The sequence below is a fragment of the Paenibacillus tuaregi genome (genome assembly GCF_900086655.1).
GTDB lineage: Bacteria > Bacillota > Bacilli > Paenibacillales > Paenibacillaceae > Fontibacillus > Fontibacillus tuaregi.
Window position 1 is genome coordinate 2,366,552 of sequence record NZ_LT575476.1, and the last position, 24,450, is coordinate 2,391,001.

General features: G+C 48.9%; 22 protein-coding genes. 16 read left to right on the top strand and 6 right to left on the bottom strand.

Annotation, left to right across the window (positions count from 1 at the left end; all coding sequences use genetic code 11):
• Nucleotides 1-12 precede the first annotated feature (12 nt).
• Nucleotides 13-1,455, top strand: a complete 1,443-nt coding sequence (locus BN6628_RS10965) for a M14 family zinc carboxypeptidase (protein WP_068617301.1) — start codon at nucleotides 13-15, stop codon at nucleotides 1,453-1,455.
• Nucleotides 1,456-1,548: 93 nt separating this feature from the next.
• On the opposite strand, the gene BN6628_RS10970 is transcribed toward BN6628_RS10965, so the two are convergent.
• Nucleotides 1,549-1,872, bottom strand: a complete 324-nt coding sequence (locus tag BN6628_RS10970; RefSeq protein WP_068617303.1) for a hypothetical protein — start codon at nucleotides 1,870-1,872, stop codon at nucleotides 1,549-1,551.
• Nucleotides 1,873-1,947: 75 nt separating this feature from the next.
• The gene (locus BN6628_RS10975) at nucleotides 1,948-2,370 is read right to left on the bottom strand and encodes a MarR family winged helix-turn-helix transcriptional regulator (RefSeq protein WP_068617306.1); all 423 of its coding nucleotides are present in this window, start codon (nucleotides 2,368-2,370) and stop codon (nucleotides 1,948-1,950) included.
• 240 nt (nucleotides 2,371-2,610) lie between these two features.
• Between BN6628_RS10975 and BN6628_RS10980 the strand changes: the two genes are divergently transcribed.
• Nucleotides 2,611-4,062, top strand: coding sequence for an MFS transporter (locus BN6628_RS10980; protein WP_068617308.1), 1,452 nt, complete (start codon nucleotides 2,611-2,613; stop codon nucleotides 4,060-4,062).
• Between the two features lie 315 nt (nucleotides 4,063-4,377).
• On the opposite strand, the gene BN6628_RS10985 is transcribed toward BN6628_RS10980, so the two are convergent.
• Both BN6628_RS10985 and BN6628_RS10990 read right to left on the bottom strand, forming a co-directional pair.
• Complete coding sequence (locus tag BN6628_RS10985; RefSeq protein ID WP_068617310.1) at nucleotides 4,378-5,898, bottom strand: solute symporter family protein; 1,521 nt, start codon at nucleotides 5,896-5,898, stop codon at nucleotides 4,378-4,380.
• Complete coding sequence (locus BN6628_RS10990; protein WP_068617317.1) at nucleotides 5,895-6,209, bottom strand: DUF485 domain-containing protein; 315 nt, start codon at nucleotides 6,207-6,209, stop codon at nucleotides 5,895-5,897. The genes BN6628_RS10985 and BN6628_RS10990 overlap by 4 nt, the downstream gene beginning before the upstream one ends.
• Nucleotides 6,210-6,398: 189 nt before the next feature.
• On the opposite strand from BN6628_RS10990, the gene BN6628_RS10995 reads away from it, so the two are divergent.
• The 4 genes from BN6628_RS10995 (at nucleotide 6,399) to BN6628_RS11010 (ending at nucleotide 10,321) form a co-directional block, all read left to right on the top strand.
• The gene (locus BN6628_RS10995; protein WP_068617324.1) at nucleotides 6,399-7,076 is read left to right on the top strand and encodes a response regulator transcription factor; all 678 of its coding nucleotides are present in this window, start codon (nucleotides 6,399-6,401) and stop codon (nucleotides 7,074-7,076) included.
• The gene (locus tag BN6628_RS11000) at nucleotides 7,073-8,449 is read left to right on the top strand and encodes a sensor histidine kinase (protein WP_068617325.1); all 1,377 of its coding nucleotides are present in this window, start codon (nucleotides 7,073-7,075) and stop codon (nucleotides 8,447-8,449) included. Before BN6628_RS10995 ends, BN6628_RS11000 begins: the two co-directional genes overlap by 4 nt.
• Nucleotides 8,450-8,513: 64 nt before the next feature.
• Nucleotides 8,514-9,629: an ABC transporter permease gene (locus tag BN6628_RS11005; RefSeq protein WP_068617326.1), complete on the top strand. Its 1,116-nt coding sequence runs from the start codon at nucleotides 8,514-8,516 to the stop codon at nucleotides 9,627-9,629.
• Nucleotides 9,626-10,321, top strand: a complete 696-nt coding sequence (locus BN6628_RS11010) for an ABC transporter ATP-binding protein (RefSeq protein ID WP_068617327.1) — start codon at nucleotides 9,626-9,628, stop codon at nucleotides 10,319-10,321. Before BN6628_RS11005 ends, BN6628_RS11010 begins: the two co-directional genes overlap by 4 nt.
• Before the next feature lie 328 nt (nucleotides 10,322-10,649).
• Here BN6628_RS11010 and BN6628_RS11015 read toward each other — a convergent pair whose 3' ends face one another.
• Nucleotides 10,650-11,501 (bottom strand): AraC family transcriptional regulator, encoded by an 852-nt coding sequence (locus BN6628_RS11015; protein ID WP_068617328.1) that lies wholly within the window; start codon nucleotides 11,499-11,501, stop codon nucleotides 10,650-10,652.
• A 261-nt stretch (nucleotides 11,502-11,762) separates the two neighbouring features.
• Here BN6628_RS11015 and BN6628_RS11020 point away from each other — a divergent pair, with 261 nt between their 5' ends.
• Entirely contained in the window at nucleotides 11,763-12,668 is a 906-nt protein-coding gene (locus BN6628_RS11020; RefSeq protein ID WP_068617330.1) for a chitosanase, read from the top strand.
• Nucleotides 12,669-12,761: 93 nt separating this feature from the next.
• Nucleotides 12,762-15,359 (top strand): metallophosphoesterase, encoded by a 2,598-nt coding sequence (locus BN6628_RS11025; protein ID WP_068617332.1) that lies wholly within the window; start codon nucleotides 12,762-12,764, stop codon nucleotides 15,357-15,359.
• A 174-nt stretch (nucleotides 15,360-15,533) separates the two neighbouring features.
• On the opposite strand, the gene BN6628_RS11030 is transcribed toward BN6628_RS11025, so the two are convergent.
• A complete protein-coding gene (locus tag BN6628_RS11030; RefSeq protein ID WP_068617334.1) occupies nucleotides 15,534-15,962 on the bottom strand; it encodes a VOC family protein in 429 nt (142 codons plus the stop codon).
• A 259-nt stretch (nucleotides 15,963-16,221) separates the two neighbouring features.
• Between BN6628_RS11030 and dhaK the strand changes: the two genes are divergently transcribed.
• The 8 genes from dhaK to BN6628_RS11065 all read left to right on the top strand — a co-directional run bounded on the left by dhaK (nucleotide 16,222) and on the right by BN6628_RS11065 (nucleotide 24,364).
• On the top strand, nucleotides 16,222-17,988 hold the full coding sequence (gene dhaK, locus BN6628_RS11035) for a dihydroxyacetone kinase subunit DhaK (protein ID WP_068617337.1): 1,767 nt from the start codon (nucleotides 16,222-16,224) through the stop codon (nucleotides 17,986-17,988).
• A gap of 151 nt (nucleotides 17,989-18,139) precedes the next feature.
• Nucleotides 18,140-19,015 carry an AraC family transcriptional regulator gene (locus BN6628_RS11040; RefSeq protein WP_068622199.1) on the top strand — a complete coding sequence of 292 codons (876 nt, stop codon included), beginning with the start codon at nucleotides 18,140-18,142 and terminating at the stop codon, nucleotides 19,013-19,015.
• Entirely contained in the window at nucleotides 18,988-19,203 is a 216-nt protein-coding gene (locus BN6628_RS25625) for a zinc-binding dehydrogenase (protein ID WP_082927102.1), read from the top strand. Before BN6628_RS11040 ends, BN6628_RS25625 begins: the two co-directional genes overlap by 28 nt.
• 208 nt (nucleotides 19,204-19,411) lie before the next feature.
• Nucleotides 19,412-20,113 carry a response regulator transcription factor gene (locus BN6628_RS11045; RefSeq protein WP_068617338.1) on the top strand — a complete coding sequence of 234 codons (702 nt, stop codon included), beginning with the start codon at nucleotides 19,412-19,414 and terminating at the stop codon, nucleotides 20,111-20,113.
• On the top strand, nucleotides 20,106-21,218 hold the full coding sequence (locus BN6628_RS11050; RefSeq protein ID WP_068617339.1) for a HAMP domain-containing sensor histidine kinase: 1,113 nt from the start codon (nucleotides 20,106-20,108) through the stop codon (nucleotides 21,216-21,218). Before BN6628_RS11045 ends, BN6628_RS11050 begins: the two co-directional genes overlap by 8 nt.
• 150 nt (nucleotides 21,219-21,368) lie before the next feature.
• Complete coding sequence (locus BN6628_RS11055; protein ID WP_068622201.1) at nucleotides 21,369-22,235, top strand: carbohydrate ABC transporter permease; 867 nt, start codon at nucleotides 21,369-21,371, stop codon at nucleotides 22,233-22,235.
• 62 nt (nucleotides 22,236-22,297) lie between these two features.
• A complete protein-coding gene (locus BN6628_RS11060) occupies nucleotides 22,298-23,131 on the top strand; it encodes a carbohydrate ABC transporter permease (protein ID WP_068622203.1) in 834 nt (277 codons plus the stop codon).
• A 72-nt stretch (nucleotides 23,132-23,203) separates the two neighbouring features.
• A complete protein-coding gene (locus tag BN6628_RS11065; protein WP_068617341.1) occupies nucleotides 23,204-24,364 on the top strand; it encodes an RND family efflux transporter in 1,161 nt (386 codons plus the stop codon).
• Nucleotides 24,365-24,450: the final 86 nt, after the last annotated feature.

Genomic DNA, 24,450 nt, shown 5'->3' on the forward strand with positions numbered 1-24,450 from the left:
AAACTGCAGAACATGAAAAAATGGCTTGTGATCGGTGCTGCTTGCTTGAGCTTTACTTTTGCCGGGATATCAGGGGTTCATGCGGCTCCGAATATAGTAAATCCCAAAGAAACCTATACATATGATAGAATGACGCAGGATATTAAGGAGTTGGCAAAGAATTATCCGGACATAATCCGCTACAAGTCTATTGGCAAGACGCCTTATGGGCGTGAGCAATGGGCGGTAAGTCTTGGCAATGGGGATTCCACCATATTTATTAATGGCTCCCATCATGCCAGAGAGTGGCTGACCAGCACGCTGAACATGTATATGATTGAGCAGTATGCCAAGGCTTATCTGAGCGGAAGCAGGTTTGAGGGGTATGATGTAAGAACCGTTTTGTCTGAATCCACGATATGGTTCGTGCCTATGGTGAATCCGGATGGAGTCACTTTGCAGCAGATTGGGCTTCCCGCCTTTCCGCAGCTGGTCTGGTCCAATCTGATTAAGATGAATGACGGCAGCCGGAACTTCAAACGCTGGAAGGCCAATGCCCAAGGGATCGATCTCAACCGTCAGTACCCTGCGCTCTGGTCTTCGATCAAGTTCCCGGCCAAGGCTCCGCACTGGATGAATTACAAAGGAAGCAAGCCGCTCCAGACGCGCGAGAATCAGCAATTGGTCAATTTCACGTATGAGATTGATCCCGAAATTGCCGTTTCCTATCATACGGCCGGGCATATCCTCTACTGGAATTTCAATACAAAGCCCGCCAATCTGGCCAGAGATAAGAAGCTCGCGAATACGTTCTCTGCGATCACGGGATATTCCCAGGTGAAGCCTGTGCCTAACCCTTCGGGTGGAGGTTACACAGACTGGTTCATCACGACCTTTGGCCGGCCTGCCTTTACGCCGGAGATCGGTATTAAAGAGGGCGAGACCAATCTTGCGGTGTCCGTATTTGATTCGGAATGGAAGCTGAATAAGAAGATCGGTCTTTGGATAGCGGATGAGGGTTATCGACTATGGCTGAAGAAGAATCAGAGCAAGCTGACAGTAGAGGAATTCAACAAGCAAATTATGATCTCGGAAAACAAGCCATTGTTCAATTCTAACAACTTTATCTCTGGCAGTGCAGGCACGATTAAACCTCAGGTATTGAAGGCAGTCGCAAAATCAGGCGATTGGTACAAGGTTGAGACCCCAACGGGAAATAAGTGGCTTTATGACAAGAAAGCAGTTATTGTCGAACCGACTCCAGATGAGGATACCGCACCGGCCGGCGAGGCATCCGATGTAGATATGACCCTTCAGCTTGAAGGTGAGACGAAGGTATATACTGAGCCCTATACAACGGAACCGAAGGCGGTCATCACTTTAAGTGAAGCGCACGCGATGAAGATGTGGGGAAGCTGGTACAAGATTAACACACCGATTGGGGATATGTGGATCTATCAGAAACCCGCCAAGTAACTTTATATATAGCAAATAAAAAAAGATCTGAAAGATTCGAAGCACAGCCTCGGTCTTGTCAGATCTTTTTGTGCTGCCTTAATTTCTGGCTGGTTATTTCACCAGCAGAAGTACTGCAAGAACAAGCTCGCCGAGCAGCAGCACCGCAGACACGCTTGTACTGAAGATAGACAGACCGCGCGCAGCACCGGTCTTCAGGGAATTCCGGCCGAACATAAGACCTCCCAGACTGGCAGCAGCGGTGATCCCGATCGGCACCCAAATTCCAACGGTATTTGGTGAATCATAGTTGCGGGAGAAGATAAGCAGAGTGAACAGAGTGAGTATAAATGCGATGATCATGAGCAGAATGGACACGACCACACTGCCCATGCCTTCCTTGGATTCATGAAGCTCATTACCGGTTATGTTATTCAACAGATATTTCCTCCTTAGTTCATTCCCTATCATGATACCATGATTGGTCATGGAAGCCAAAGAGCCGGGGGAAATCTATTCCCCAGTGTCTAAATTAATCTGATGAAGCAGGGCCAGAAGGTGGTTCAGCTCCTCGGACGATAAGTTGCGGGTAAGAATCGCATTATGCTCATCCAGGATCGATTGCAGCTTCGGAAGGAACTCCCTGGCTTTGGGAGTAGGATATAAGGAGAGGGAACGCCGGTCCTGTTCATTGACAATCCTCTCGATGTAGCCGGTTTCCTCAAGATGCTTAACAGCTCTGGCGGTCGTGGCCTTGTCAAACTTCAAATCCTGGGTCAGCTGGTCTTGGTTAATGCCCGGGTTAAGGAGGATCGTTTTTAGAAAACTGTGCTGGCCGCCGCCACTCAGACCATAGGGTGCAAGCTGTTTGTTTAGCATTTTTTGACAATGTCTATGAATTTGCGATATGAGCTTCCCGATGGGTTCCTGTTTCACTTTATGTGTACACCTCTTCCTTGTCGGCATCCTACTTAAGGTAGGAGAAGTTATATAAAATGAACTTATGAAGGTGATCCTTTAGGGGCGCTGCGATTTGCAAATTCTAAAGTTCATCTTATATAACATTAAAATTTTATCCTATTATTGTTGCGCGCGCAACTAATATGAGATATACTGTTTTTGCTTACATATTGTTGCGTGCGCAACTATTTCGAAATCGTATCCGGGGTGATAATGATGAATGATCTTCCGTTGACTTACCAGGAGAATCAAGCGGTCCAGAGCAGGAAGTGGCTGATTCTCGTTGCTGTAAATTTGTTTACCTTTATGTCTACTTTGGATGCCAGTATAGTCAATATCGCATTGCCGGAGATTTCGGCTAAGCTCTCACTTGCCATGGCTCAGACCGAGTGGGTTGCAACGAGCTATCTGATGGCGATCTGTGCGGCAGTATTATTCTTCGGTAAGCTTGGCGATTCAGCCGGCAAAATAAAAGTATTTAAAGCCGGAACGATTGTATTCCTGCTTGGCTCAGCTCTTTGCGGCTTCAGCTCAAGTCTGCCATTTCTTATTGTCTCAAGGGTGATCCAAGCGCTGGGGGCTTCAATTACGATGGCGAACAGCATGGGGATTATAACCGACATCTTTCCTGCCAAAGAACGGGGTCGTGCGCTGGGCCTAATCGGCACATTCGTGTCACTTGGCAGCATTGCGGGGCCAAGCATCGGGGGTGTGATTGTCTCCTCCCTTGGGTGGGAGTATATATTCTGGGTGAACATTCCGGTCGGCCTGATTGCAATTGCCATCGCATGGCGGGTCCTTCCTGGAGATCTAATCCGCTCACGCAAAAGTATGGATCTTCCCGGGAGTGTTCTGTTTGCGGCATTTGTGCTCCTCTTGTTCGCGGGGCTTCTGCTCGGACAGCAGGTAGGCTACCGGGACACATGGATCATTATTAGTCTTGTCCTGTCCGCAGTTGTGTTCTTCATATTCATATGGGTTGAAGCCCGCAGGAAGGAACCGCTGCTGCAGCTGTCGCTGTTCCGGAATTCCTGGTTCTCGTTAAGTATTTTCTGCGGATTCCTCACTTTCGTAAGCATCTTCTGCTTTAACATTATCTCGCCGTTCTATACGCAAAGCGTGCTGCACCTGACTCCTTATCATGCAGGATTTCTGCTGATGCTCTTCCCGATTACCATGGTCATTGTTGCTCCGCTAAGCGGGGCCTTGTCGGATAAAATCGGTTCGGAACTGCTCACTTTCGCAGGTCTGATGGTTATTGTCATTGCCCTATGTGGAATGGCCTCCCTTCACGAGGGAAGCTCCCTGACACTCGTCGGGACCTGGACCGCGATGCTAGGGCTGGGTAACGGGATGTTCCAGTCCCCGAACAACTCTCTGATCATGTCCAAGGTTCCAAGGACTGAGCTGGGGACCGCTGGAAGTATCAACTCCCTGGTCCGTAATATCGGGATGGTGGTGGGCATTACGGTAGCTACTACCACATTGTTTGGTGTGATGAGCAGCAAGGCGGGGCACCATGTCATCAGTCTGATCCCCGGTCGTCCTGACATTTTCCTTGCCGGGATGCACATTGTATTCAGTCTGGCGGCGGGTATAAGCCTGCTTGCCGCGGTGTTAACCGGGTGGCGGTTATGGGTTTCGCGAAAAAAGGTGGTAGAGGCTTAAAGCTGCTAGGGGAAATCCACTTACTGTGGAGATCCTCTTAGCTCTTCTGGCCTTGGAAGGAGTAATAAATTCATGAGGTTAATTGAGCGCGTTTATAGGACGATATTAACTAATTCCTGCAAATCGTCAATTACAGCATCAGCATCAACCATGAACATCGTCCTGCTTGGAATTCAACTATATTTATAGAACAAAAAATAATTTAGAAAAGATCCTAACTTAAGAAAAAACAGCAAACTAAGAAAAACTAAACAAAGAACTGGCAGCGGACTGATACCCGTGCCAGTTCTTTTAGGTTTAACTCTGCAAAGGTCATCAAATGCCGGTATTGGCTTTGACCATGACCTCGGTGTACTTTTTGATATCTGATTTAGAAGAGAGCAGTGTTCCGATGATCGCTCCAATGAAGCCGAGCGGTATAGAGATAATCCCCGGATTCGTCAGCGGGAACAACGCTTCCCCGGTAAAGATCGCCTTGCCAGCCGGGTCCCAGACACTTGGGCTGATGGCGACCAGAAGCAGGGCGCTGATAAGCCCGGTCAGCATGCCGGTGATGGCGCCGGCCGTGTTGAATCTTTTCCAGAAAATCGTGAAGACCAGCACCGGCAGATTGGCACTTGCCGCGACGGCGAAAGCAAGCGACACGAGGAAAGCTACGTTGAGCTTCATGGCGAACAAAGCCAGGATAATCGACAGCACGGATACGCCGACCGAAGCCCAGCGAGCGGCCTTCAACTGCTGCTTCTCCGTAGCGGTTCCTTTCTTGATGATGTGGCCATAGAAATCATGGGCAAACGCTGAAGCGGCCGAGAGGACAAGGCCGGTAACCACAGCAAGAATCGTTGCAAAAGCCACTGCAGAAATGAAGGCGAAAAGGAAATCGCCCCCCAAGGCCTGAGCAAGAAGCGGTGCGGCGAGATTGCCGCCTTTGTCCTGAGCGGTTATGGCATCCGCGCCTACGAAAGCGGCGGCACCAAATCCAAGGAACACGGTCATGATATAGAAGATACCGATGATCCAGGTGGCATAGACGACAGAGCTTCGTGCGGTTGGGGCGTCTTTTACCGTGAAGAACCGGATCAGGATATGCGGCAGACCGGCTGTTCCTAACACAAGCGCGAGATTCAATGAAAGAGTGTCCAGCGGAACCTTGTACTTGTTGCCCGGATTGAGGAATGCCTCACCGAGCGGGGTGGCGGTCTTCAAATGGTTGAACATTTCTGTAAGTGAGAAATTAAACTTGGCAAACACGATAAGCGAAATGATGAACGTGCCTGCCATGAGCAGAACGGCTTTTGTGATCTGCACCCAACTGGTTGCGGTCATTCCGCCGAACACAACATAGATGGTCATCAGCACACCAACGATCACAATGGAGGTGACGGCATCCAGGCCGAGCAGCAGCCGGATCAGGCTGCCTGCCCCAACTAGCTGGGCAATCATATAAAAGGTGGATATGGCTATTGTATTAAGAGCGGCAACCCCGCGAATCTTCTTATCGTCGAAACGGGCCGCAATCATGTCAGCCATCGTATATTTGCCCAAATTCCGCAGCGGCTCCGCAATTAAATACAGAACCACAAGATAGGCCACAAGAAAGCCGATGCTGTAAAAGAACCCGTCGAAGCCGGCAAGGGCAATGGACCCGGCAATGCCGAGGAATGAGGCGGCAGACATGTAGTCCCCCGCGATGGCCAGACCGTTCTGCCAGCCGGTTAATCCGCCCCCACCGGTGTAGAATTCACTGGTGCTCTTTGTCCTTTTGGAGGCAAAATAGGTAATGATCAGCGTAATGGCAACAATACCAAGAAACAGCGAAAATGCCGTTGTATTCATGCTTGTTTCCTCCCGGCGGCTTCCTGTTTGATCTCTTCAATAGCCTTGTCGAATTGCACGGATTTGCGGGAATAGATCATACACAGCGCCCAGGTCATGATGAATTGGGCAAAGGCGAACATCCAGGCCCAGCTGATTGGACCGATTGCGGGTTCGTTAAGCACCTTGGAATAAGAGGTCAACACAGGAAGTAGGAAGTAGAACACCAGAAAGAACAGGGTCATCGGGAACAGAAATCTTTTCTTCTTCAACATTAATTGCTTGAAGTTCTGGCTTGCAGATATGCGGTTGTAGTCCGGCTTCGTCTCCATGTCAATCCCTCCATCATAAAATGTGAATATTATGTGACAAATGTAAGCGCTTCGATTATCATATTCGCATTTATTGATTCTTAGAATAGGCCTGAGGATATATTTTGTGACGATTTGTTGGTGAGATTCGGACTAGGATTTGGAACTGTGTATAATGGGATCAGAAATGTTCAGAAAAGAGGCACAGACTTGAAAACGATACTTATCGCAGATGATGACAAACATATCCAAACGCTGCTTCAACATGTGATAACCCTGGAGGGATACCGGATCGTCCAAGCCGGCGACGGGCTGGAAGCCAAAGCAAAGCTGGAGCAGGAAGCCGTTGACCTGGCGGTGATTGATATCATGATGCCTAACATGGATGGACTTGCATTATGTGAGTTTATCCGCAGCCAGTACGATATTCCTATTATCCTGCTTACTGCCAAGGACCAGCTGCCGGATAAGGAACAGGGCTACCGGCGGGGAACTGATGATTACGTGACCAAGCCGTTCGAGCCCAAGGAATTGATGTTTCGTATCAAAGCCTTGTTCCGAAGGTACTCCGTTGCCTCCAGTGACAAGATACGCCTCAACCGGCTTGTCATAGACCGCCAGAATTATGAGGTGTCGGATGGCCATTCAGACATTCTGCTGCCGATGAAGGAGTTTGAGCTGCTCGCACAGCTTGCCCAGTATCCTGGAAGACTGTTCTCCAGGGAGGATCTGATCCGGCTGGTTTGGGGAGAAGACTATGAAGGCGATGAGCGGACGGTGGACGTGCATATTAAGAGACTAAGGCAGCGCTTCACAGATTACCAGGAAGACTTCACGATCCAGACCGTTCGCGGCATCGGTTATAAGCTGGAGGTGGGCGCACCTTGAGATCTCTTTATTCACGGGTGTTCCTGATTACGCTGGCAACCGTCATCTTCAGCAGTCTTGCCGGGTTTCTCGTGTCTAATATTTACTACCATATGAAGCTGAAGCCGTTTAATGATGAGAAGTTGGTGAAGATCGCTGTTAATATGAAGAATTATGTTGAAGACCACCCGGCCGATGCCAAAGCTTATCTCAGGAGCACAGCGGCTTTGGGTTATGAAATGCTGCTTGTAAGCAGACAAGGGCAGGAGATTTCCTATGGAAGCCCGTTCCGGGAGAAGGACCTGGCGCCGGAATCTCTGCAGATGGTGTTGAGCGGACAAATCTACCACGGGGTGGCGCATTTCCCAAACACCCCGTTTGTCACGGGGTTCTTTGATAATACCCTGAGAAACACCATCGGTGTTCCTGTGACCTTAAATGGGGAAAGATATGCTCTATTTGTGAGACCCGATGTTGTGCTCCAGTTCGGGGAACTGAGAATCTTTTTTGCGCTAATTGGAGGGCTGGCTGTGGTCTTCAGTGTAGCAGCAATGCTGCTCAGCACCAGGTACCTGGTGAAGCCGATTACCCGCCTGACGGAAGCAACCAAGCGAATAGCCCAAGGTTCCTATGATATGGTTCTGCCTGTTCGAAGGCGCGATGAGATCGGACAGCTCGCCAAACATTTCTCCACGATGAGCCGGGAGCTGGAACGGGCCGAGCAGGCGCGTCAGGAATTTGTGGCCAATGTCTCCCATGAGATTCAGTCACCGCTTACCTCCATCCAAGGTTTCGCTGAAGCTCTGCTCAATCGGGACCTTCCGAGAGAGGAATATGAGCATTATGCCTCCATCATCAACGAGGAGAGCCGGCATCTGTCCATCCTGAGCAAGCAGCTCCTTCTGCTGTCCTCCTTGGACCAAGCTTCAGAGGGGCTGCATAAGAAGAAATTCAATTTGCGCAGCCAGCTTCGTCAGGTTGTTCAAGTCATGGAATGGCAGCTTGGGGAGAAGGATATTGCTCTGAAGTTTGAGGTTCCGGCTGACATTGAAGTGAGTGGCGATGAGGTGTTATTGTCCCAGGTATGGATGAATCTTGTATCCAATGCGGTCAAATATATCCCGGAAGGCCGGTCTATTCATCTCAAAGCTGATTTGACAGGAGACCGGTGTGTCGTCCGGGTTACGGACACGGGGGATGGAATTGCGGAAGACCAGCTCCCCTATCTCTTTGACCGATTCTACCGGGTAGACCGTGCTCGGGAGCGTGCCTCAGGAAGCTCAGGGCTCGGATTGTCCATTGTGAAGAAGATTGTCTCCTTGCATGAAGGGACAATTGAAGTAGAGAGCAGCAGTTCAGGTACTACCTTCAAGGTCTCCCTTCCGCTCTTGTAATTTGTTGTTCATACGGCGTTCATTTTCGCTTCCTATACTTTGGCTATCAAGGGAGGGAGCGAGCATGTTTCTAGCACTAAGAGAAATGAGATTTGCCAAAACACGTTATGCGCTAATTGTGATCATTATGCTGCTGGTGTCATTCCTGGTCATGTTTGTGACCGGCTTGGCCCGGGGCCTTGCTTACGCCAATGCATCGTCCATTGAGAATATGCCAGCGGATTATTTCATCGTACAAAAGGATGCCGGGCAGCGGTTTGGGCGATCTGTGGTTACCCCAGATACACTGAGCCAGGCTGCTTCGATTGTCGGGCAAAAGAATGTGCAGCCGCTGGGTGTACAAATGACCACAGTGACTCAAGGCGGGGAAGGAACGAAGACGGATGTGACCCTGTTCGCCGCAGACCCGGGGGGCTGGATTATGCCGGAAGTGATTGAGGGCAGCAGGAGAACCGGATCGGATGAAGTGCTGGCGGACAGCAAGCTTAAAGAATCGGGATTCCGGCTTGGCAGCCAGATCCATGATCAAATGACGGGTGCAGAGTGGACGGTAGCAGGATTTGTCAAAAACGAATCCTACAGCCATACCCCTGTTGTATATATGGATATGCAGCAGTGGGATAGCTGGAAGGCAAAGTTCACAGCTAAGCCAGGTACAGCCAAGGAGGAGACCACCTATAATACAATAGCGGTCAAAGCAGACAACGGTCAGGCGGATAAGCTTGCGTCCAAGCTGGGGGATATGCAGATCCTGAGTAAGAAATCCGCGATTTCCGCAATTCCCGGTTATAAGGAAGAGCAGGGGAGTTTGCTGATGATGATTACATTTCTATTCGTCATTTCCGGTTTTGTACTTGCGGTATTCTTCTATGTTATAACGATTCAGAAGACAAGCCAATTCGGTATTCTGAAAGCGATGGGCACAAGCTCAGGTTATCTGGCGAGAAGCGTTCTCGCCCAAGTTCTGATGCTTACCATAAGCAGTCTGGCTGTCAGCCTGCTGCTCGTGGCGGCCGCTAACCGTCTTCTGCCTGATTCGATGCCGTTCAAGCTGGATGCCGGCAGCATTGTCCTAACGAGCGTTTTGTTTGTAGTGATGGCGGTAGCCGGTTCGCTGATTTCTGTAGTTAAAGTCGCCAAAGTGGACGCTTTGGACGCGATAGGGAGGGTATCCGCATGACAGCCAAACTCATACTTGAACAGATTACCCATGTTTACGGAGACGGCGACGCGCAGTTAAAGGTGCTTGACCAGCTGTCGCTTCAAGTGAATGCGGGGGAACTCGTTGCGGTTATCGGTCCTTCGGGATCAGGAAAAAGCACCTTCCTCTCCATTGCCGGGGCTTTGCTTACTCCAACCAGCGGCCAGGTGTTTGTAGACGGGGAGAAGCTCTCGGAGCACAGCGCCCATGAACTGGAGCAGCTGAGACTGAATCATATTGGATTCATATTTCAAAGCGCGAATCTGATTCCTTACTTGAAGGTGGAGGAGCAGCTGCTGCTGGTGGCCAAGCTCGCGGGAACGGATAAAGGCAAAGCAGTCAGTCGGGCACGTGAGCTTCTCGAGAGATTGGGCCTGCAGCATCGCCGCAGGCATTATCCTCACCAGCTGTCCGGCGGAGAGCGCCAGCGGGTTGCAATTGCGAGGGCCTGGATGAATAATCCGGCCGTCTTGTATGCGGATGAACCGACAGCAAGTCTGGATGCAACCAGGGGGCATGATGTGGTCAGCATGCTGGCAGGGGAAGTTAAGGCGGAGGGGAAGGCAGCGGTGATGGTTACCCATGATGAGCGGGTTCTCTCCTTATGTGACCGTGTGCTTCGATTGGAGAACGGAGCGTTAATTGAGGAGACCGCAGAAATTTTGGTATAGTAGCCAAAATCTCAGGTTTACTTTACAATAAAATGGATTTGGCAAATGACGCTAGAATAGCAGTCGCAGCTGCGATGTAAAGTGACCATGGGAGGTTATGTATTGTTCCTAGTTTATTTCCTGATCCTGATTGTAGCCGTCTTCATTATATGGGCGACCTTTTGGGTTACGCGGAAGGCGTACTCCAGAAAGTGGGACCAGCCCGACGACGAATAAATAACTTTCATAACCAAGAGAAAGCATGCTTGCAGCCAAGCATGCTTTCTTTGTGTATACAAATTCTCCAAGCCTATGTCCTGCTGCCCTGCTCTGGTCCTTAAATATACGCTTAGACTTTCAAGCTGAGCCCGTTCATCTTACGGAAACTAAGAGGGGAGACTCCCATAATGATCTTAAAGGTGCGGCCGAAATGGGAGCAGTTGTCAAATCCGACCTGTTCCGCGATTTCGGTAATGTTGTAGGAGGAGCTCGTAAGCAGCTCACGGGCTTTCTTAATTCTCAGATTGTTGAGATACTCGATGAACGTAAAGCCGGTTGTCTCCTTGAAGGTCCGGCTCAAATAAGAGGGGCTGATCGAGAACTGCTGGGCGATCTGGCAAATCTGCAGGCGTTCCGCATAGTGATTGTCAATAAAGTTAACAATCTCGAGTACTTTCTTATGTGTCCGGTTAGTCTCGGCCGTATGCTTGCTGCCGCTGTCATGGACCTTACGGTTAAGGAACAGCAGCAGCTCTAGCAGCAGAATCTGCTGGTACTGCTCGTAGCCAAAGGCCTGTTTGTCGCCTTCCTGAATCATTTTGTGAAAAAGATGCTCAACGAAGTGCTGATCCTTGCCGCTAAGCTTAAGTGCGCTGATGCCGCTTTCAAAGAACGAAAGCATGCCCTCAATTTCCCGGCTGGCACAGAGGGGGTGAAGAAACTCTTTTTTGAATACCAACGTAATTCTCTCATACAAATGCCTGCTGGAATTGACAAGCCTGTGAACCTCACTTGCCCGAATGAACAGCAGCGTTCCACCAACGACTTGGTGCGTCTGATCTCCAACCATGTAGTACAGATTTCCGGAAATGAAATACAAAATTTCGTATGCGTCATGATAATGGCTGGCAGGCATGCTGGAGACTACTCTTGTCTTACGGCTGATCTCAAAAAGGTTGCTTTGATAAAACTCCGGTTTCATACAGCACCTCCTTAAAATGGATTGTAGGACGGGAACAAAATGAAAGCAATATATGTATAAAAATTTAATATTTACAAGAGGATATGTGCTGCTTCTGTAAACATTTCTGTAATAAAATTAAAGCGCATTTAAATTCAGGAAGAACAGGAGGGATGTAGAGGACACGCAATTTTCCCGGTAATTATCAGGCTTTGTAACAAGAAATGGAGGAGTTTAATTCTGTAAATTAGTTAAAACGCTTAAATTAATCTAAAGGGAGAGATGAATTTGTATAATGCGCGGAGCAAGGGAATTAAGAAGCTGAAATCGTCCATGCTGATTATGCTTAGTTTTGCTATTACTTTATCCTTTAGCCTGTTCTCGAGCCCTTTCTCGCAGCCGGCTGCTGCTGCCGGGAATTCGGATTCCAAGTTTCCTCCAGTCGTGCTTGATATGCTAAAAAGCAAGACCGGGCTTGATAGTGAACAGTGGGACAATATCATGAAGCTGGTCAACAAGCCGGAGCAGGACAATCTGAACTGGACGAAGTACTACGGATATTGTGAGGATATTGGAGACGACCGCGGTTATACCATGACGATCTACGGAGCAACCACGGGTGGGCCTAACGATCCAGGCGGTGACGCTCCGGAGCTGTTCGAGCAGTATGACGCCGAGAAGGGGGCGAGCAATCCTTCCGTAACTGGAGCGTTTAAGCGGCTCGGCATTAAAGGAACTTATAAAAATGGAGTTATTAACATTACGGATGGCAGCTTCTGTAAGAAGATCAACAAGCTTCAAAACGACGAGGATTGGAAAGTTGCGACTTGGAAGACTTTCTACAACATTTATATCAAATACAGTGTGGATCAGGCCCGTAAACGCGGATTCAACTCTGCCTTGACGATTGGTTCCTTCGTGGATGCGGCGCTGAATCATGGGGCGACTGGCGGTTCTAACACGCTTCAAGGCCTTCTGTCCAAGTCAGGAAGCAGCTCAGACGAGAAGACATTCATGACTAAGTTTTATAAAGAACGTACCAAAATCGTGGACACCAACGACTATAACCAACCACCGAACGGGAAGAACCGGGTTAAGCAGTACAGCAACCTCATGAACATGGGTGAAACGGATCTGAAGAATGCGGATTCAGCCATTGCACAGGTTACAGACTGGGAAATGCAGTAAACCTAAATTATGAACCGCCGATCTTGAAAGAGACGGCGGTTTGTTTATCCCTAGTCCGCATTGCACCTAACCAAGGGTAAAGGAGATGAATCGATGTTAAATGGATACTCTTCGACGAAAAACCGGTTCGTAAGAGGTTTGAGCTTAGGACTGGTTCTTCTGCTTCTCATTATGGACATGGCTGGTGCTGTACGCGCTGAGGAGCAGAGTGAGAGCAGCGAGAGCTTTGAAGCCGCCGCAGCCCAAGAAACGTTGGCTGAATGGATCTTTAAAGACAAGGGTGAGAACGGTGTGTTTGCCGCAACCGGAGGTGTGTTTCATTCTCTGTCATCTTTGCGTGATGTAGGAACGAACACAGACAAGTATACGTACGAACCGGGGGAGAACAGCGTCCGCAATCAGGGTTGGGATAACGGAAAGGGCACAAAATATTGGGAGGCATCCCTTTCTACACAAGGCTACGAGAATCTTACCTTAAGCTCCCAACAGACTTCTTCCAGCACGGGTCCTAAAGACTTTAAGGTCCAATTCAGCACGGATCAGACGAACTGGACCGATATTCCCGGCGGGACCCTTGTGCTGTCGGAGAACAATTTCAGCTGCTCCGGTAATAAATGCAAGCTTAATCAACTTCCGGTCCCCGAAGGAGCAAGCGATCAGAGCCAGCTGTATATCCGCTGGGTTGTTAATTCAACAACAAGTGTAAGTGGAGGCAAGGTATCAAGTTCAGGTTCAAGCCGGATCAAGGACATTGTCATTGCTGGCACACGCAAGGGAGGCGGAGGCCCGGTAGATCCACCAACTGTGGAGATCGGCAAGGCACCTGCCGCAGGAGCAACGAATGTGGCCCTGAATGCGGCAGTGACGGTTAAGTTCAACAAGGCAATTACGCTTGACTCCGCCTTGAAGCCGTCAATTACAGACAGTAATAACAGTCCGGTCGGCAACGTCTCCGCTTCGCTCAGCAGTGACGATACAGTAAAGATCAACCATGCTAATTTTGCCTCAGGCAAAACCTATAAGGTGACTCTGCCCAAAGGAATGGTTAAGGGGGCTTCCGACGGGTTGCCAACCACGGCCGACATCTCATGGAGCTTTAAAACAGGATCGCCTGATTCCGGCAACAAGACACCTACCCTGCTCAACATGACATTTAATGGAGATCCTAAGACCAGTATTGCCTTTGACTGGTATACCGCTGATACCGTTAGAGGGACAGTCGTTCAGGTTGCTGAGGCTGATCAGGCAGGCGGAGGAGAATTTCCTGGGGACACGGCTATTTCATTCGAGGGAACCTCTACCGTCATTGAAACGTTGATGACAGCCAGCGATAGAAGCGGCAAGAAATACAAGAAGTTTGCCAGTCACAAGGTTATTGCAAGCGGTCTCAAACCGGGAACTAAGTATGTGTACCGGGTTGGTAACGGGGATGACGACGGCTGGAGCGAGACCGGCTCCTTCATGACAGACAAAGCCAATAATCAGGATTTTCATTTCCTCTATGTGACCGACACTCAAGGGTCCAGTAAATCCAATTTCGAGTTGTGGCAGGATACCTTCAAGCGGGCTATTGAGAAGACGGTTGATCCGAAGTTTGTGCTGCTGACTGGGGATTTGACGGACGACGGGGACTTGGAGCAGCTGTGGCAGTGGTTCCTTGGTGTGCCGAAGAAGGAGTTCGCCAATGTTCCATTTGCTCCGATTATCGGGAACCATGAGGTGGAGGATAACCCGAACAACAACTTCTTCTATCACTTCAATCTGCCTAAGGATGTAGGAACAGGAGCGCATGATGGCTCCGTATATGCCTTTGAGTACGGAGATGCCTTGTTCATGCAGATGAACTCCCAGTATGAGGGGGATGTCAAGCCTTACAAAGCTGACCCTGAATTCACGAAGCAGCTGGAGTGGATGAGAAACACAGTTGCGAAGTCAGATAAGAAGTGGAAGTTCGTTTCGATGCATAAAGGGCCGTATTCATCCGGCGACAACGCCACTGCTGAGGATGACCGGGTTCAGTTTTACCGGAAATATCTGATCCCTGTTTTTGATGAACTGGGTGTGGATATGGTATTTGAAGGGCACGACCACATGTATATGCGGTCCTATCAGATGCTGAATAACGTTCCGATTAAGAATGTCATTATTGATGAACAAGGAAATGTCGTAAATCCTAAAGGCACTGTGTACCTGATGGGCAACTCGGCAGCCTCCAAGTTCTACGATCGGAACCCGGATGCGGACACCTTCTTTGCGGCGAAGAATGAGCAGCCGAACAAGAAGATGTTCATTGATGTCTCCATCACAAATGAGGTTCTAAAGTTCACCTCTTATACTGCGGTTAAGGATAAACCGATCGCTGTATATGAGGCGTATAGTATCAAGCGGACAGATGGTAAACCGAATAAGGTCGAGAATCCAAGCGCCGTGAAGCAGTCCGGCAACCGTGCGGTGATTTCGTGGAAAGCGCCAGCCTCAGGCTCAGAGCCGGTCAGGGGTTACCGGATCTATGAGAAGAACGATAAGGTCAGCAAGAATTGGAGCGTTTATGTTCCGGCAGTCAGTGGACAGACCAATTACAGCTACACGGTAAATAATATCGATGCGGGCAAAGCTTATAATTTTGTGATTAAGGCGGTTGGGACCAGAAACAATTCGGATGCGGCAGAAGCTGAAGTATCCGGGAATTAACCTCTCGTAAGCCAAGATACATGCTGTACGAATAAACAGGCAAGGGGCCGTCCTTAACGACGGCCCCTAATTTTTGTTTAGGAATTCGGTTTGTGTTCGAAAGGCTTTCGGAATGGAACGCCCGCTCCCATCGTTGTTGGTACTGGATTTCCCCGATTATTTCCAGGGGCGTGCTTAGGACCAGGTCTCACCACTATCGAGGCTAAACTGCCACTCGATCCCGAATTTGTCGACGAGGCTGCCGTAGCATTTACTCCAGAACGTCTCCTGAAGCTCCATGCGGACATTTCCGCCTTCCTTCAACTTATTGAAATAGGATACGATCTTGTCCTTGTCCGTATCGATGACAGACAGGCTAATGTTATTACCTTCAACAAATGGCATGCCTGGAAACACATCAGAGAACATGACGTTGCTGCCGCTGATAGTGAGACGGGTATGCATAATCAGATGTTTGGCTTCTTCCGGAATTTGAAATTCAGGATTCGGAGGATTATCTCCAAACGCCATCATATGGGGTTGCTCTGTGCCAAATACCTCCGCATAATACTCAACGGCTTCCCGGCAATTCCCGTTAAAATTAATGTACACTTCTACTGGCATCGATAGATCGCTCCTTTATTTAGTTGATTCACTCTCATAATAACCAGACACCGCTTTATATGCAAATCTTTCCGTAAACCTGCGCTATACCACAAAGGGGCCAGGCAGCAAGACCCCCTTATTCAATGTGAAGGTGAAAAATGGTATTATAGTTGGTAGCGATTACATAAGTTCATTAATCTAGGCATGCCGGTTTGGTCCGGTTGAATGGTCAGGTTGACCATACATTCACCGATCACAGACAAGGGGGAACTTACTAATGAAAAAGATTATAAACCAGCCTCATACTATGGTTGAGGACATGTGCAGAGGGCTTGTGCTTGCCCATCCGGAGCTTGAGTACAACCGAAAGTATAATTTTATCCATAAACGCAAGTTGAATTCAGATAAGGTAACCTTGATCAGCGGGGGAGGCAGCGGACATGAGCCCGCTCATGCCGGGTTTGTCGGCCAGGGGATGCTGGATGCGGCGGTCTGTGGGGATGTATTTGCCTCCCCCTCTCAGATTCAGGTCTACCAGGCCATAAAAGCTTCTGCCGGCTCACAGGGAACTCTGCTGATCATTAAGAATTACAGCGGAGACATCATGAACTTCAAGAATGCCGCCCACCTTGCAGAAGAAGACGGAATTCTGGTGGATTATATCAAAGTGGATGACGATATCGCTGTTGAGGACAGCTTGTACACCGTAGGACGGAGAGGCGTAGCTGGTACGGTATTTGTGCACAAGATTGCGGGGGCTGCGGCTGAGGAAGGCAAAACCCTGCCTGAAGTGAAGGCGATCGCCCAGAAAGCGGCGGATCATACTAGAAGCATCGGTTTTGCGCTGACATCCTGCACGGTACCGGCTAAGGGCACACCAACCTTTACGCTTGGCGACGACGAAATGGAATATGGGGTAGGTATTCATGGGGAACCCGGTATTCGTAGAGAGCCTCTGGTACCCGCCAATGAACTGGCTGCCCGAATGGTGGCGGATTTGTTCCGGGATATCCGGTCAGGAGGTCACGAGGTACAGGAAGCCGCAGTACTGGTCAATGGCTTCGGCGGAACACCGCTGCAGGAATTGTATGTGCTGGCAAATGCGGTGGTCAGGGAGATCCAGAGCCGTGATGCCGTTGTGATTAAGCTTTTTGTTGGAAATTATATGACAAGCATTGATATGGCGGGAGCTTCTGTATCTCTGCTTAGATTGGATGATGAGTTAAAACGGTACTTGCAGGCGGACTGTGACACCCCCGCGCTTCGGGTTGCAGGACCGTTTCTTCCAGTAGTCCCGGAGGAGTTGTCCGCTGCAAACCAGTCTGCCGATTCTCCCTCTGCGTCCTATATGTGCGAGACCGATCCGTCCTATGCCCGGATCAACGGGAATGCTTTCTCCTTGCACAATATCATTTATCTGATCGATAAAATGAGTGAAATCATCATCCGAAATGAAGTGCCTTTTTGTGAATTGGACGCCCATGCGGGGGATGGGGATTTCGGAATGAGCATTGCCAAAGGCTTCAAACAGCTGAAGCGCGATTGGCCGGACATTCTGCAGCAGCATACAGGCAGCATCGGTGAATTTCTGCAAGCCTGTTCACTGATTATTATGGAACACTGCGGCGGTGCTTCCGGCCCGATCTGGGGATCGGGGTTCCGGGCTGCGGGCAAATATGCCGCTGGCTTGATGGAGCTTACCAGTTCCGACTTTGCAGGCATGATGAAGGCTGTGGTGAAGGGAATACAGGACACTGGGGAACGCTCCTTCGGCAGAGGGGCGGTGCTTGGCGACAAGACCTTGATGGACGCCTTGATTCCTTTTGCAGAAGTGTGGGAGCAGGGTTCTCTTCAAGGGGAAGACCTGAAGCTTACGGCTATCAGGGCGGCAGAGGCTGCGGCTCAGGGGGCAGAACACACAGCCTCCATCGTTGCCCGGATGGGCAGAGCAGGGGCCGTAGGGGAGCGCAGCTTGGGTTATCCAGATGCGGGTGCTCACGCGCTGGGGGTTATTTTCACAGAGCTGGCTCAGGCAATGGAATAGGGTTTGAGGATACGCGACATGGTGACGCAGCTCAAGTGGCTGCGTCATTTTACGCTTGAGGAGTTCATATACCCTACATTATGGTGCTCAGAAAGTCGGATCGGCGATGAAAGATTTTGTTATTTTATATATGCGGGAAGGAGCTGATCTCATGAATACACTGGAAAATCTGAATCAAGCCATGAATTATATCGAAGATCATCTTCTGGAGGAGATCGATCTCAAAGAGGCGGCCAAGCATGCATTCTGTTCGGAATATCACTTTACAAGGATGTTCTCATTTCTGGCTGGTGTCACCTTAAGTGAGTATATCCGGCGCAGGCGCCTAACCCTGGCCGCATTTGAACTTGTCAACGGACAACATCGGATTCTCGACATCGCCGTGAAGTACGGATATCAGTCGGCGGATGCGTTCAGCAGAGCTTTTCAGGGTATGCACGGTTTGACTCCATCAGAAGCCCGCAATCACGGTCAACCGCTTAAGGCCTATCCGCGGATGACCTTCCAGTTAACGATAAAGGGAGGAGAACAGATGAATTACAGGATTGTGGAGAAAGAAGCATTTCGGATTGTAGGTCTCAGCAAACGGGTGCCGATTGTGTTTCAAGGCGTTAATCCGGAGATCTCGGCTATGGCGGAGAGTCTGAAGGAGGAGGATATTCTAGAATTAAAAGCGCTGTCCAATGTGGAGCCTTACGGGTTGATCAGTGCCTCAACAAATTTCTCGGAGGGCCGAATGAACGAAAAAGGTGAATTAGACCATTACATTGGAGCGGCAACGAAGGAGCTGTGCCCGGATAAATGGTCATGTCTGGAGGTTTCCGCTTCAACGTGGGCTGTTTTTGAATCTGTTGGTCCGTTCCCGGATACTCTCCAGAATATTTGGGGTCGTATTTATTCTGAATGGTTCCCGTCGTCCAGTTATGAACTGGCGGAAGGGCCGGAGCTTCTCTGGAATGAGAGCAAGGATGTGTCCGTTCCGAATTTCAGAAGCGAGATATGGATTCCGGTGTTGAAGAAGGATTAGTTAACAGGGCCCGGATCATCCGCAGCCAGCGGTCGGCCTGGCGGCTTAAGGAGCTCGCTGATCTTTATGAACAGGGCAGGCTGAAGATTCATATTCGACAGGTCTCCCCTCTGGAGCGGTCGGCAGATGCCTACCGGGCTGTTGAGCTCGGACATGGCCGGGGAAAGGTTGTTATAAATGTAGATTAGAGCGGCTAGTATCCAGTTAAATCTAGCAATTTCCTGTTATTCATAGGATAAGAGGAAGGTCCAGGGGGAAGCTCCTAGGGCCTTTTTTCTATATTACATCATATCGTAAATCTGGATTAAGAAAGTAAAGTCACACCAAAACAGACACAGCCAGCTCAATCTGGTATATTTGCTATAATTGGAAAAAACGTAACAGGGAGTGGAAAGTTTGAAAACCATCACGATTCTCATTGCAGATGATGAGCCGGAGATTGCCGATCTGGTAGAGCTTCATTTAGTGAAAGAAGGCTATCAATGTATCAAAGTATCTAATGGGCAGGAGGCTCTACAGGTGGTTCAGACCCATTCGATTGACTTGGCTATTCTGGATATAATGATGCCTATCATGGACGGTTATGAATTAACCCGGCAAATTCGCGAGCAGGATTACATGCCGATCATCTTTTTGAGTGCTAAAGCATCGGATCTGGACAAGATTAGCGGACTGGTCCGCGGTGCGGACGACTACGTGACTAAGCCCTTCAATCCTATGGAGCTGGTTGCCCGTGTGAACGCACAGTTAAGGCGTGTCAGGGAATTCAATCAGCAGACACAAGCGAGCCCGGCGAGTTCGGTTGTACAGGCAGGGGGAGTAGTCATTCACCCGGAGGAACGTACGGTTTTTCTTTATGGCAAACCTATTGAGCTTACGCCAAAAGAATTTGATATTTTATATCTGCTCGCCAGTTATCCGAAGAAGGTCTTCACTACGGAGAATATTTTTGAACAGGTGTGGGGCGAAGCGTACTATGAGGGCAGCAATACGGTCATGGTCCACATTCGTACCTTGCGTAAGAAGCTTGGGGAAGATACGCATAAAAATAAGCTGATCAAAACGGTTTGGGGAGTGGGATATACGTTCAATGGCTAAGATGATCCAAAGCTTCCGGTTCAAAATGATTCTTTTGTTTGGTCTAAGTATGTTATTCTCCGGTGGGATAACTTATCTGGTCTTCAAAGCTTTGCAAGGTTATTATCATACCACCCGGTTCGAGAATCCGCTGACTCAAGTCCGTTATTTCATAAGAGAAGTTGGCGATATTAACTTTTTTATGATTATTTTTATCCCGCTTTCCATCTTGTTCTTCTTTCTGCTTACCAAGCGTTACGCCCGTTACTTCCAGCAAATTTCTAACGGAATCAATCAGCTTGCATCTGGCGACTTTAACAGTAAGGTGGACATTCCAACCAAAGATGAATTCGGACACATTGCCAGAGACATCAATTTGGCGGGTGAGAAGTTGAAGCAGGCGGTTGAGCGGGGGGATTTTGCGGAGAACAGTAAGGAGCAGCTGATCTTGAACCTGGCGCACGACCTGCGGACACCGCTGACCTCAGTGCTCGGGTATCTGGATTTTATCGGGCAGAACCATGAACTGACTGTAGATGAAATTAAACACTACTCAAGTATTGCTTATACCAAATCACAGCGCCTCGAAACCTTGATCGATCAATTGTTTGAAATTAGCCGAATGAACTACGGGAAACTAAAGATGGAGAAAAAGATGATTAATCTCAGTCAGCTTCTTCATCAGTTGAACGAGGAGTTATATCCCGTACTTGAGAAGAATGAACTGACCACCCGTCTTAGATTGGAACCTAATCTGTTGATTCAAGGTGACGGCGAGATGCTGGCCCGCGTCTATGCAAATCTGCTCACGAATGCCATTAGATATGGCCATGAAGGCAAATATGTGGACATCCATGGTTACCTCCAAGAAGGTGAGGCAGTGGTGCAAATTATCAATTTTGGGGACCCGATCCCTCAGGAAGAAATCCCCCACCTCTTTGATGAGTTCTTTATCGGAGACAAGTCACGCAACCATACGGAAGGAAGTACTGGACTAGGTTTATATATTGCCAAAAATATTGTGGATCAGCATCAGGGCCATATTTCAGCTCAGAGCAGTTTTATTCGTACGGTGTTTGAAGTCCGATTGCCAGCAGCGGCGACAGCGTCTAGCACAACCGTTTAACTATAGAACGCCAATTTAAGGAAAACTTTATTTTTACCCTACATCTTTTTTTATCAGATTATCCTAATCTGTCTCTAGGAAAGGCAGGAGGAACTGAGAATGAGGATGTGGGGTTTTTGCCGTGGGTTGGGGCTCGCGGGGCGGATCAAGATGATCAGGTGGCTTCGGAAGGACGCGGCCGTGGCCTGGTTATTTTTAATTCCAAGTGGTGTCGGGTTCTCGCTGTTCTACCTGATTCCGTTTGCCCAAGGGGTATTCCAGTCCTTTATGGAGGGTACTGGAGACAGCCAGGCTGTCAGTCTGAGTCATTACAGTGAGCTAATTGCGAGCGGCTCATTTAAAAAGGCGGCATTCAATACCTTTTATTTCAGTGCGGTTAGTGTGCCGATCATGATTGTTGTGTCGCTGGGTTTGGCGATGCTTCTGAATAAAAATTTATATTTCCGAAAATGGCTGCGGACTGCCTACGTAATGCCGCTTGTTGTACCCGTCGCCTCGATTATCTTGATTTGGCAGATCCTGTTCGATTGGAACGGTTCTTTAAATCTCTGGCTGAGTTATTTAGGAAAGAGCCGTGTGGATTGGATGAAGACGGATGCGGCCAGGTATGTGGTGATCGTTATTTATATTTGGAAGAACATCGGGTACAACATCATCCTGTTTCTTGCGGGACTTCAGCAGATCCCTAAGGATTATTATGAAACGGCCCAAGTGGAAGGCGCTGGACGATTCTGGCAGCTGAGAAGCATCACGCTCGTCTATCTGACATCGACTCTGTTCTTTGTAACCATCATGTCCATTATTAACTCTTTTAAAGTGTTCAGAGAAACGTATTTGATCGCAGGGGCTTATCCGCATGACAGTATCTATATGCTTCAGCATTATATGAACAACATGTTTATGGAACTAGACATCCAGAAACTGACTGCGGCGGCAGCTATGATGGCTCTAGGTATTCTCATCATCGTCATGGTTTTGTTCGGGGTGGAACGCCGCCATCGGCGATCCATGGAGTAGGAAGGAGGAGGGGACGATTGCGGGTTAGATTAACCCTTGTAAAGATTGTATTAACCATAGTGATGTGTGTATTTGCCGTCTTACTGCTGTTTCCGATAGGAATTACCTTTATAAATTCGCTCACGACCAAGCAGGAAATTGAACTCAACTATGGCCCTATAGGCCGAATCAACGAGACGGTAGTTGGACGAGAAATGCCATTTGTGAATTTAAAGCTGATGCCGGATCTGGTGTCCCTGGAACAGTATGGCGAAGTGCTCGTGAACAGCCCGAAATTTCTAATGATGTTCTGGAATTCGGTGTTCCTGGTGCTGCCGATCATCGCCGGACAAGTGTTCGTTGCATCTCTCGCCGCTTATGCCCTTTCCAAGCTGAACTTTCGGGGACGTGATGCGCTGTTCTTTGCCTATCTCTTGACGATGCTTATGCCGTTTCAAGTGACCTTGGTGCCGAATTACATGATGGCCGATCGACTGGGACTGCTGAATAGTCCAAGTGCAATTATTCTGCCGGGTATTTTTGCAGCGTTCGGGGTGTTTATGCTTCGCCAGTTCATGCTGCATATTCCCTATGCCTATATCGAAGCGGCCAAGATAGACGGAGCCAGCCATTTGCGGATCTTTTATACGATAATACTGCCTATGGTTAAACCTGGTCTTTCCGCGCTGGTGATCCTTTTGTTTGTGGATTATTGGAACATGGTGGAGCAGCCGCTTATTTTTTTGGATGATCCGTTCAAACAGCCATTATCTGTGTATTTGTCCAATGTGAATGAAGGTCAGCGTGGTGTTGCTTTTGCCGCGTCCGCGCTGTATATGGCACCGATGGTGCTGCTGTATTTATATGCGGAGTCTTACTTTATTGAAGGGGTTCAGCTGTCCGGGATCAAGGGGTAGGACTGGGGAAGAGAATTTGCAGGTTGGGATGAAATATATACAACATCGCTCTTAGGAGGAGAAAAGCGGGATATGGAGTCAGGAAAAGAGATCTCGGATCGCAAGCGCAAACGGATGATCATGATTGCGTTCATTGTATTTGTAGTGGGACTGGTGCTCTTTACCTTATTCAGTAACACACTGCAATCGTTAACCCTTCCAAAAGTCAGCACTGAAAAACCGGCTAGAGGTAGTCTTGTACATACGTATGAAGGCGGCGGGGTACTAAAGCCTGTCGCGGAAGCGAGGCTGACAAATTCTTCTGGCTGGAAAGTACAGAAAGTTCTTGTGAAGGAGGGGGATCGTGTTAAAAAGGGACAGAAGCTTATCCAATACGACAGCAAAGCCGCTGAACGCGAACTGCAGGATGAGCTAAGCAACTTGAATAAGCAAAATATCGAACTTCAGCGTCTTCAGGATCAGTTCATCCAATCGGCCACAGAGGGGGATGAATTCAAAATCCGGGCAGCAAAGCGCGATATCGAAGCCCACAAACTTGATCAGACCGTGCAGGAACGCAAAATTAATGGGCTCAAGGAGCAATTGAATAGCCAAAAGGAGCTTACTGCCCCTTTTGATGGAGTAATCACGAAAGTAAGTGCCATCAAAGGCATGGCCGGGGGAGGAGAGCCGGATGTGGTGATCTCAAACAGTACTTCGGGATATCAATTTGACATTTCGCTGGATGGTCCGCTATTGTCCGTCCTCGGCTTGTCCATTGGGGAGAAGCTGGAGGTAGAGATATCTACATCCCAGGAACCCAAGCCGCGGATGAGTCAAGGCACAATTACCGAGATGAGATCGGCGGAGCCGCGAACGCAGAGTGAGGCCGATGCGGGAACAGGCAGCACGCTAACCATTCCCCAGAAGACACTGAGTATAAAAGTGGTAGATTCCGGCCTGCAAGGAGGTGAGCAAGCATTAATCAAGCTTGAGAAGCGATCAAGCAAAGAGGGCTTTAAGGTATCTCCAGGGGCGATTCGCAAGGAACGAGAGGGCATGTATATGTTTAAAGTTGAGGAACAGGTAGGAGCACTCGGTAACGTGTTTGTTGCCCGTAAGGTCCGTCTCACTTCCGTTGAAACCAATGGCAGGGAAACGATGGTTCAGTCGGAAGGCCTTTATGACGATGACAAGATTATTTTGGAGAGCAGTGAGCCGTTACAGGACGGCAACCGGATTCGTCTGGAGTAATTGAGTTTAAGGAGCGTACTAAAAATATATACGTTATATAAAATGAACTTTAGAATTAACCCACCTCAGCGCCCCAAAAGGGTAAC